Origin of the sequence: Bradyrhizobium sp. SUTN9-2 (assembly GCF_003122645.1) — a bacterium.
Lineage (GTDB): Bacteria > Pseudomonadota > Alphaproteobacteria > Rhizobiales > Xanthobacteraceae > Bradyrhizobium > Bradyrhizobium yuanmingense.
Map to the genome: position 1 here is coordinate 4,995,731 of NZ_LAXE01000001.1, position 9,195 is coordinate 5,004,925.

Below are 9,195 nucleotides of genomic sequence, written 5' to 3' on the forward strand. Positions count from 1 at the left end.
CGCTATTCCGGGGCATATCCGTGCAGAACGCGCAAACCACACTCAAACCCACCAGCCTTGGCGGCGTCGCGGTCGCTGCAGCGCCGCGCCCGTTCGTGCATGTGCTGGCCGACACGTCCGACAAGCTGGCCGGTGTGTGCTCGCTCCTCGAGCAACGCTTCGCCGTCGCGGGCGAGCGGCTGGACGCCGAGGCCAAGCTGTCAGAGGTGCCGTCCGCCATCGTCATTCGCGCCGAGCTTCGCGATGTCGACAATATCGCGGCGATCAAGAAACGGGCGGGCAAGCTCGCAAAGGCGAAGAAGCGGATTTTCCTGCTGGAGCACACCTCGCATGTCGCCGTTTCGCAGGCCTATGCGCTTGGAGCGACACTGGTCCTTCCGGGCACCATCAACCGGGCGAGGCTGCTGGCGGCGCTGTCCGATCCGCCTGATCCGCTCTCGGCCGCGTCGCGCGAGAGCGCGCAGGCCGACACTGCCGTCGAGACCGCCGCGACCGCGATCGCATCCATGTTTACCTCCGTCACCCTGGGCCAGCCGCTTGACGTCAACGCCACCAAGGAAGCGGGGCGCCAGATCGCCGATCGCATCACCCGCCATGGCCTGACGGAGTGGCTCATGACGGTGCGGCGGCACCACGAAGGAACCTATCAGCATTGCCTGCTCGTCACCGGTGTCGCGATCGACTTCGGACTGAGCCTTGGCGTCGGCAGGGCCGACCTGGAACGTCTCTACTCGGCGGCCATGTTCCATGACATCGGCAAGGCGCAGATTCCGCTCGCCATCCTCGACAAGCCGGGCCGCCTCGATGCCGCCGAGCGCGCGCTGATCGAAACGCATCCCGCCGCCGGCCATACGTTTCTCAAGGACCATGACGGGATCTCGCCGGAGATTCTCGATGCCGTCCGCCATCATCACGAGTACCTCGACGGGAGCGGCTATCCCGATGCGCTCTGCGCCGAGAGCATTGGCGATATCGTCAGGATTCTAACGATCTCGGACATCTTCGCAGCCCTGATCGAGCACCGGCACTACAAGCCGACCATGGCGCGCGCGGAGGCCTACGACGTTCTGTGCGAGATGACAGGCAAGCTGGAGAAGGCGCTAGTCCGCGCGTTCAAGCAGGTCGCGCTCACGCGGTGAGCGCTGTGACCCGTCTCGAGCGCAGCCTAATGCGTCGCACGATGGCTGGCGCGGCGCGGGATGGAGCGGCAGGCCAGCCCGTCGGCCAGCAGCTTCATGTCCTCGTGCCGGCCGCTGCGAATCAGCCGGCCGAACTCTTCGGGTGTGAACGGAAGACTTGGATCATCGTCGATCTTGGGCCGCAGTCGCGGACCGAAGAACCGCCGAACCAGGCTAGCCAGCCGCCGCATATCAATTCCCTCGCGCCAGCAACAAACCTCTCAGTCCGCATATTGTTCCTCCCGCGACTTCGAGAATGCAAGAGGCCACTCGCGACACCGCACCAAAAATTTTCCGCCAGAGAATAATCTCCTCTTGCTCGTGCTAATCGGCAAAACCCACGTAACGCACGAACTGGTGGTTGTGCTCGCGGTCCGAGCGCACGGCGTTCGCGGCAAAGCCGTCGTCGGGATAGCCCATCGCGACACAGGTCATGATGACCTCGTCCTCCGGAATCTCGGCGACCTCGCGCACGATGTCGGAGCGCATGATGCCCTGCCCGTTGATGACCGAGCCGAGCCCGCGGTCCCACGCCGCGAGCACGATGCCGTAGCAGAGCGCGCCGAGATCGAAGTGGCAGACCGCGCCGGGATCGAGCACGCGGTCATAGGTCAGCACCAGCGAGACCGGCGCGTCGAACTGGCGGAAGCCGCGCAGCACCCAGTCCTGCCGCATCGGCTTGTCGTCGCGCGCGATTCCCATCGCGCCGAACAGCTTCTTGGCGATGTCGACCTGCCGGGTACGATGCACGCCCTGGTATTCGCCATGGCTGACGATGTCGCGCTTGACCTTGGCACCGCCGGCCATCTCCGCCATGTTGCGGCGACGCACCTCCTCCAGCGGATGACCCGTGAGCACATGGACATGCCAGGGCTGGGTGTTCATCGACGAGGGCGCGCGCTTGGCGCTCTCGATGATCGCCTCGATCACCGCGCGCGGCACCGGCTCGTTCTTGAAACCACGCACGCTGCGGCGCGACTGGACCAGCGTCTCGAATTCCACCTCGTGAACCTCCCTGCCCGTTCGTCCGGCCTTGCGACGCACGCCGGTTGCCGATGCGGCCCGCAAAACCTATGCTAATGACCAAGCAAGACCAAGAACCCTGTGAGGAAAGCCCATGGCCGCACCGCTCGATCCCGTCATCGCCCAGATCATTCCGCTCATGCCGATGCGCGATCCCACGGTCATGACGCCACAGAGCGCCCGCGATTCCTTGCGCGCACTCGCTGCCTCGCGTGCCGCCATTCCGCCGCCGCCGGTCGATAGCGTCGAGGATATCAGGGTGAAAGGCGGCGCCAGTCTGCTTCCCGCACGGGTCTATCGGGTCGGCGCCGCGCCGGCACCGACGGTGGTGTTCTTCCATGGCGGCGGCTGGGTTGCGGGCGATCTCGAAACCCACGACCGGCAGGCGCGCAACCTTGCGATCGAGACCGGCGCGGTCGTTGTCTCCGTCGACTATCGCCGCCCGCCCGAGACGCGCTTTCCCGGCGCCTTCGAGGATGCTTTCGCCGCGGTTAGCGACGTGTTTGGCCGCGTCGCGGAATTTGGCGGTGACGCAACGCGCTTCGGCGTTGCCGGCGACAGCGCCGGCGGCAATCTCGCAGCGACGAGCGCGATCGCCTGCCGGGAGGCCGGCATCAAGCTCGCCGCGCAACTGCTGGTCTATCCGGTCACCGACGTCGTCGGCGCTTATGCCGATGCGCGCGAGAACGCGCGCTATCCCTCGCGCAGCGAGAACGCCGAGGGCTACTTCCTCACGCGGGCGACGATGGAATGGTTCTGCGGCCATTATCTCGCCGATCCCGCACACGCCGGCGACTGGCGCGTCTCGCCGCTGCGGGCCGCCTCCTTGGCCGGCGTCGCGCCCGCGGTCGTGACCACCGCCTGGTTCGATCCCCTACGCGACGAAGGCGCCGCCTATGCGCGGGCGCTGGAGGCCGCCGGCGTGAAGGTCAAGCACCATGAGGGCCCCGGCCTGATCCATGGCTATTTCGGCATGGGCGACGCCTCCGACGTCGCGCGCACTGAGGCGCAGCGCGCGCGGGCCGACTTCAAGGCGCTGCTGATGCGCGGCGCGTGAAGGCGATCAGGCGCTCTGCGCCCGCTGCGCCGCGGTGTGCCCCCAGGTCTCATCCCAGTCCTGGCCAGCGGCATCGACCACGCGGCCGTCGGCCTCGAAAAACTTGTTCGGCACCTGGAAGATCGCCAGGATCAACGCGCCGTCGGGGCACCAGGCGGCATGCCGGCTCCCCGCCTCGCGCCAGATGAATTCGCCGGCCTTGCAGGCAATGCCCTTGGCCGGACCCTCCTTGTCGACGAGCGCACCTTCGATGACCCAGCTCTGCTCGATGCCGACATGCTCGTGATCGGGCAGCACCGATCCTGGCGCAAAACGCATCAAGGCGGTCATCAGCCCCGTACGGCGATCGAACAGTAGCGTCTTGGCCTCGCAGCCCGGAAAGCGCGTCTTCTGCCAATCCATGTCTTGGGGTCGAACCAGGTGGGAATGCCGATCGGCTGCCTGGTCGTGCGGGATCGCGGCGTCCATCACGATGCTTCCTCTCCATCTCAAGGGACCGACGCTAGCAGGATCGCCCGATGCGGTCAGCGAGCACTGCAACAGAGGCGACATCTTCCGAGCTGGCGCGCAAAAATCAGCGGGCGACCGGGCGGCCCAGTGCTCATCCTGCTTGATTGCGCCACGATTCCCGGCTCCACTCTCCCGGCCATTTCTGGTTCAGGAGACCCCCATGATGAAACGGATTTTCCTCGCTGCGATCGTTGCCACCTTCGCAGCGGGCTCGGCCCTTGCGCAAGAAACCTGCGAGAGCAAGGCCGTCGGCAAGGACGGCAAGCCGCTGGCCGGCGCCGCCAAGACCTCGTTCCTGAAGAAGTGCAAGGAAGACGCCTGCGCGCCCAAGGCCGTCAGCGCAGACGGCAAGCCGCTCGCCGGCGCCGCCAAGAACAGCTTCATGAAGAAGTGCGAGACCAGCGCGTAACGCGCAGTCCGTTCCCGGCTTTTTCAGCAAAGCCACAACCGAAATGCCGTCATAGCCGGGCAGAAGCGCGTCTTCGCGCGAGAATGTCCCGGCCATTTGCTTTTTGGTGCCTCCGCACCGCCAGTTTCCGACACGCGCCGAGCGCGTAAAGCAAACGCGCCGCGACCCTAGACAGAACGCAGCGGCTGACAGATGATGCGACGCTGAGCGAACCGGGGCGCATCAACGAGGCTTCCAGCAAAGGATGGACGAGATGTTGCAGTTCCGCGTGCGTGATCACATGATGGCGATAATGAGCGTGCTCTTTGCGCTGCTCATGATCGTTGACGTTGCCAACGCGAGAAGCCCCGGCCTGCCCAACGTCATGGTTCTCGCAACCGGCGGCACGATCGCCGGCAGCGGGGCGAGCAGCACCACCGTCATCGGGTATACCGCGGCCACGGTGGGCATCGAGACCCTCTTGAACGCCGTCCCCGAGTTGAAAACCGTGGCCAACGTCAAGGGCGAGCAGGTCTTCCAGATCGCCAGCGAGAATATGAACAATGATCATTGGCTGAAGCTCGCCAAGCGCGTCAATACGCTCCTCGCGCAGGACGACGTGGACGGGATCGTGATCACACACGGGACCGATACGATCGAGGAAACCAGCTATTTCCTCAATCTGGTCGTCAAGAGCAAGAAGCCTGTGGTCGTCGTCGGTGCGATGCGGCCATCGACCGCGATCAGCGCGGACGGCCCGATCAATCTCTTCAATGCGGTGATCCTCGCCGGCAGTGAAGAAGCCGTGGGCAAGGGCGTGCTCGTCGCCCTCAACGATCAGATCAACGCCGCGCGCGATGTCACCAAGAACAACACGTCCACGGCAGACACCTTTCGCACGCCTGAACTCGGCTTTCTCGGCTACATGCAGGGCAACAAGCCGTATTTCTATCGGCAATCGACCCGCCGGCACACGGCAGATTCTGAATTCGACGTGTCCAAGCTCGATGTCCTGCCGCAGGTCGACATCGTCTACGGCTACGCCAACATGAACCGGGTCGCGATCGATGCCTTTGTCGGCGCCGGCGCCAAGGGGATCGTCCATGCCGGCGTGGGTGACGGCAGCCTGGCCCGCCCGGCGGTCGAGCCGGCGCTCGACGAAGCCCGCAAGAAAGGCGTCGTGATCCTTCGCAGCAGCCGCGTCGGCAACGGCATCGTCGCGCGCAATGGCGAGGCCAAGGACGATGAGCACGACTTCGTCGTCTCCGATACGCTCAATCCCCAGAAGGCGCGCATTCTGCTGATGCTGGCGTTGACCAAGACGAGCGACACCAAGGACATTCAGCGGATGTTCTACACCTATTAGAGCCTAGTCGCGCTTGAAACGATAATCGAACGCCGCGCCGAACGGCTTGATCAGGCCAACCGTGGGCGTCGGAAAATGGATCGGCAGGATCAGCGTGTCGGTGTCGGCAACAGAGGCGAAGAACTTTGCTCGCGACACCGCCGACAGCTTCGCATCCCAATCCGGCTTCGCCGACCAATCCGGCTCACGACACTGAATCTGGTGGTGCATGAGGTCGCCCGCGACCACGGCGCGCTGGCCCTTCGAAAGAATGTTCACGCAACAATGGCACGGCGAATGCCCCGGCGTCGGCGTGAGCGTAACGGTGTCGTCGAGCGCGTAGTCGTCGTCGACGAGCAGCGCCTGCCCGGCCTCGGCGACCGGCCGGCAATTGTCGCGAAAGACGGTGCCAGGCGGATTGTTGCCCTTGGCATGCTCGGCTTCCCAGGCCGCATACTCGCCCTTGTGGAAAATATATTTCGCATTCGGGAACGTCGGCACCCAACGGCCGTCGCGCAGGGTCGTGTTCCATCCGGTATGGTCGATGTGCAGATGCGTGCAGAACACGTAGTCGATCTGCTCAAAGCCGATGCCGAGCGCAAACAGCTCATTGCGCCAGCGCGCCTTGCCGGGGAAATCGAACGGCGGCGGATGGCCTTTGTCCTCACCGGTGCAGGTGTCGACAAGGATGGTGTAACGCGGCGTGCGGACCACGAAGGTCTGGTAGGTGATCACCATCATGCCGCGCGCGGCATCGAACACCTCCGGCTCCATCGTCGGCAGATGGCGCTTGAAGACGTCTTCGTCATAGGTCGGGAAAAAGTCCTGGGGCCGCCGCCATGGCCCCTCCCGCTCGATCACCGCATCGATGGTGATGTCGCCGATCCGCAGCTGCTTCATGGTTGTTCGTTCCCATTTTGCGAAGCGTAACGAACGAACGGGAGGCATTCAAGACGCCGACCGTGCCGGGACGTCTTGCGCGGGGTGCCGCAAATCGACCTCAAACACTGAGGATGATGATCATGGAATGAGGAATGTCTGGTGGGCAGGAAACTGAAAGTGACCGCGGCGATCATGATCGCCGTCGCAGCTGCAATTTACGTCAACAATACAAGCCTTCTGGCGCCACATCGGGACGGCAAGCCGGTGCTGCTCGCCCATCGCGGCATGGCGCAGCGGTTCGATGAACGCGACCTGAAGAACGATACCTGCACCGCCGCGCGGATGCTGCCGCCGGTGCACGACTATCTCGAAAACACGCTGCGCTCGATGCGCGCGAGCTTCGCGGCCGGTGCCGACATCGTCGAGCTCGACGTGCACCCGACCAATGACGGCGAGTTCGCCGTCTTCCATGACTGGACGCTCGACTGCCGGACCGACGGCCTCGGCGTCACCCGCGCGCAGAGCATGGCAAAGCTGAAGACGCTCGATATCGGCTACGGCTACACCGCCGACGGCGGCAAGACCTTCCCGTTCCGCGGCAAGGGCGTCGGCATGATGCCGACATTGTCGGAGGTGTTCGCTGCCTTCTCCGACAAGCAGTTGCTCATCAACGTGAAGAGCCGGGACCCGGACGAAGGCGAGAAACTTGCCGGCGTGCTGACCGCGTTGCCGGCCGGGAGGCGCAGCACCATCATGGTCTATGGCGGCGACGAGCCCATCGACGTGATCCGTCGCCTCGTCCCGGATGTCCGCACGATCTCGCGCGCAGCCATCCGAAGCTGCCTGGTCCGCTATATCGGCTACGGCTGGACAGGCCTCGTCCCGCAGGCTTGCCGCAACGCGATGGTGCTGGTGCCAATCAACGTCGCCCCCTGGCTATGGGGCTGGCCCGATCGCTTCCTCGCACGCATGAATGGCGTCAACAGCGCCGCGTTCGTGCTCGGCCCCTACAGCGGCGGCGGGTTTTCTACGGGCGTCGACACGGCGGAATTGCTCGCCCGCCTTCCGCAAAGCTATTCCGGCGGCATTTGGACCAACGAAATCGAGACCGTCGCCAGACTGACGGGCAAAAGCCATGACTAGCTCCGCAACCCCGGCGCCTCCTGCCCGGTGCGCGCGACATATTCGGTGTAGCCGCCGCCATATTGGTGGATGCCCTCAGGCGTCAGCTCCAGCACGCGGTTCGACAGCGTCGCCAAGAAATGCCGGTCGTGCGAGACGAACAGCATGGTGCCCTCGAAATCCGACAGCGCATTGATCAGCATTTCCTTGGTGGCGAGGTCGAGATGGTTGGTGGGCTCGTCAAGCACCAGGAAGTTCGGCGGGTCGAACAGCATCTTGGCCATGACGAGGCGCGCCTTCTCGCCGCCCGAGAGCACGCGGCAGCGCTTCTCGACGTCGTCGCCAGAGAAGCCGAAGCAGCCGGCGAGCGCGCGCAAGGAGCCCTGCCCCGCCGTCGGAAACGCGTCCTCCAGCGACTGGAACACGGTGCGCTCGCCGTCGAGCAGATCCATCGCGTGCTGGGCGAAATAGCCCATCTTGACGCTGCCGCCGAGCGCCACGGTGCCCTCGTCGGGCTCGCTCGCACCGGCAACCAGCTTGAGCAGCGTCGACTTGCCGGCGCCATTGACGCCCATCACGCACCAGCGCTCCTTACGGCGGATCATGAAGTCCAGCCCGTCATAGATGCGCTTTGAGCCATAGCCCTTGTGCACGTTCTTGAGCGCGACGACGTCCTCGCCCGAGCGCGGCGCCGGCAGGAAGTCGAACGCGACGCTCTGGCGGCGGCGCGGCGGCTCGACCCGCTCGATCTTGTCGAGCTTCTTGACCCGGCTCTGCACCTGGGCCGCATGCGACGCGCGCGCCTTGAAGCGCTCGATGAACTTGATCTCCTTGGCGAGCATGGCCTGCTGGCGCTCGAACTGCGCCTGCTGCTGCTTCTCGTTCTGCGCCCGCTGCTGCTCGTAGAATTCGTAATCGCCGGTGTAGGTGGTGAGCGAGCCGGAATCGATCTCGATCACCTTGGAGATCACGCGGTTGATGAACTCGCGGTCGTGCGAGGTCATCAGCAGCGTGCCTTCGTAATCGTGCAGGAATTTTTCCAGCCAGATCAGGCTTTCCAGATCCAGATGGTTGCTCGGCTCGTCGAGCAGCATGACATCGGGGCGCATCAGGAGAATGCGCGCCAGCGCCACGCGCATCTTCCAGCCGCCGGAGAGCTTGCCGACGTCCCCGTCCATCATCTCCTGGCTGAAGCCGAGGCCGGAGAGCGCCTCGCGCGCGCGGCCGTCGAGCGCATAGCCGTCGAGCTCCTCGAACCGGTGCTGCACCTCGCCATAGCGGGCGATGATCTCGTCCATCTGGTCGGCCTTGTCGGGGTCGGCCATGGCGGCCTCGAGCTCGCGCAATTCAGCTGCGACCTCGCTGACGGGGCCGGCGCCGTCCATCACCTCGGCCACCGCGCTGCGGCCACTCATCTCGCCGACGTCCTGGTTGAAATAGCCGATGGTGATGCCACGATCGATCGAGACCTGACCCTCGTCGGGCAGTTCCTCGCCGGCGATCATCCGGAACAGCGTGCTCTTGCCGGCGCCGTTCGGGCCGACGAGACCGATCTTCTCCCCCTTGTTGAGGGCCGCGGAGGCTTCGATGAACAGGATCTGGTGGCCGGCTTGCTTGCTGACGTTGTCGAGGCGGATCATGCGTGACTTTTGGGGGATTTTTGCGTTGCAGCGTCATAGGCCATACGGGG

General features: G+C 64.7%; 10 protein-coding genes. 5 read left to right on the forward strand and 5 right to left on the reverse strand.

All coding sequences use genetic code 11. From position 1 onward, the window contains the following. The first annotated feature begins 20 nt into the window (after nucleotides 1-20). Nucleotides 21-1,139, forward strand: coding sequence for an HD-GYP domain-containing protein (locus tag XF30_RS23165; protein WP_109143953.1), 1,119 nt, complete (start codon nucleotides 21-23; stop codon nucleotides 1,137-1,139). Between the two features lie 26 nt (nucleotides 1,140-1,165). On the opposite strand, the gene XF30_RS23170 is transcribed toward XF30_RS23165, so the two are convergent. After that, nucleotides 1,166-1,369, reverse strand: coding sequence for a hypothetical protein (locus XF30_RS23170; RefSeq protein WP_036000317.1), 204 nt, complete (start codon nucleotides 1,367-1,369; stop codon nucleotides 1,166-1,168). Between the two features lie 133 nt (nucleotides 1,370-1,502). Continuing rightward, entirely contained in the window at nucleotides 1,503-2,180 is a 678-nt protein-coding gene (locus tag XF30_RS23175; protein ID WP_109145820.1) for a nitroreductase, read from the reverse strand. A 115-nt stretch (nucleotides 2,181-2,295) separates the two neighbouring features. Between XF30_RS23175 and XF30_RS23180 the strand changes: the two genes are divergently transcribed. Next, nucleotides 2,296-3,258, forward strand: a complete 963-nt coding sequence (locus tag XF30_RS23180; RefSeq protein WP_109143954.1) for an alpha/beta hydrolase — start codon at nucleotides 2,296-2,298, stop codon at nucleotides 3,256-3,258. Between the two features lie 6 nt (nucleotides 3,259-3,264). Here XF30_RS23180 and XF30_RS23185 read toward each other — a convergent pair whose 3' ends face one another. After that, a complete protein-coding gene (locus tag XF30_RS23185; protein WP_036000328.1) occupies nucleotides 3,265-3,726 on the reverse strand; it encodes a cupin domain-containing protein in 462 nt (153 codons plus the stop codon). Between the two features lie 202 nt (nucleotides 3,727-3,928). On the opposite strand from XF30_RS23185, the gene XF30_RS23190 reads away from it, so the two are divergent. After that, nucleotides 3,929-4,177: a hypothetical protein gene (locus XF30_RS23190; RefSeq protein WP_036000331.1), complete on the forward strand. Its 249-nt coding sequence runs from the start codon at nucleotides 3,929-3,931 to the stop codon at nucleotides 4,175-4,177. A gap of 292 nt (nucleotides 4,178-4,469) precedes the next feature. After that, nucleotides 4,470-5,522 carry a type II asparaginase gene (locus XF30_RS23195; RefSeq protein WP_109145821.1) on the forward strand — a complete coding sequence of 351 codons (1,053 nt, stop codon included), beginning with the start codon at nucleotides 4,470-4,472 and terminating at the stop codon, nucleotides 5,520-5,522. Nucleotides 5,523-5,525: 3 nt separating this feature from the next. On the opposite strand, the gene XF30_RS23200 is transcribed toward XF30_RS23195, so the two are convergent. Further along, entirely contained in the window at nucleotides 5,526-6,401 is an 876-nt protein-coding gene (locus XF30_RS23200; RefSeq protein ID WP_109143955.1) for an MBL fold metallo-hydrolase, read from the reverse strand. A 141-nt stretch (nucleotides 6,402-6,542) separates the two neighbouring features. Here XF30_RS23200 and XF30_RS23205 point away from each other — a divergent pair, with 141 nt between their 5' ends. Further along, a complete protein-coding gene (locus XF30_RS23205) occupies nucleotides 6,543-7,526 on the forward strand; it encodes a glycerophosphodiester phosphodiesterase family protein (RefSeq protein ID WP_370141197.1) in 984 nt (327 codons plus the stop codon). Here XF30_RS23205 and XF30_RS23210 read toward each other — a convergent pair. Next, a complete protein-coding gene (locus tag XF30_RS23210) occupies nucleotides 7,523-9,145 on the reverse strand; it encodes an ABC-F family ATP-binding cassette domain-containing protein (protein ID WP_109143956.1) in 1,623 nt (540 codons plus the stop codon). The two genes, XF30_RS23205 and XF30_RS23210, sit on opposite strands and share 4 nt — an antisense overlap. Nucleotides 9,146-9,195: the final 50 nt, after the last annotated feature.

What these genes read in the sequence shown, in the direction of transcription:
- XF30_RS23180 (WP_109143954.1), top strand. Translation starts at nt 2,296, where the DNA reads ATGGCCGCACCGCTCGATCCCGTCATCGCCCAGATCATTCCGCTCATG.
- XF30_RS23185 (WP_036000328.1), bottom strand. Translation starts at nt 3,726, where the DNA reads ATGGACGCCGCGATCCCGCACGACCAGGCAGCCGATCGGCATTCCCAC.
- XF30_RS23210 (WP_109143956.1), bottom strand. Translation starts at nt 9,145, where the DNA reads ATGATCCGCCTCGACAACGTCAGCAAGCAAGCCGGCCACCAGATCCTG.
- XF30_RS23195 (WP_109145821.1), top strand. Translation starts at nt 4,470, where the DNA reads ATGAGCGTGCTCTTTGCGCTGCTCATGATCGTTGACGTTGCCAACGCG.
- XF30_RS23170 (WP_036000317.1), bottom strand. Translation starts at nt 1,369, where the DNA reads ATGCGGCGGCTGGCTAGCCTGGTTCGGCGGTTCTTCGGTCCGCGACTG.
- XF30_RS23200 (WP_109143955.1), bottom strand. Translation starts at nt 6,401, where the DNA reads ATGAAGCAGCTGCGGATCGGCGACATCACCATCGATGCGGTGATCGAG.
- XF30_RS23190 (WP_036000331.1), top strand. Translation starts at nt 3,929, where the DNA reads ATGATGAAACGGATTTTCCTCGCTGCGATCGTTGCCACCTTCGCAGCG.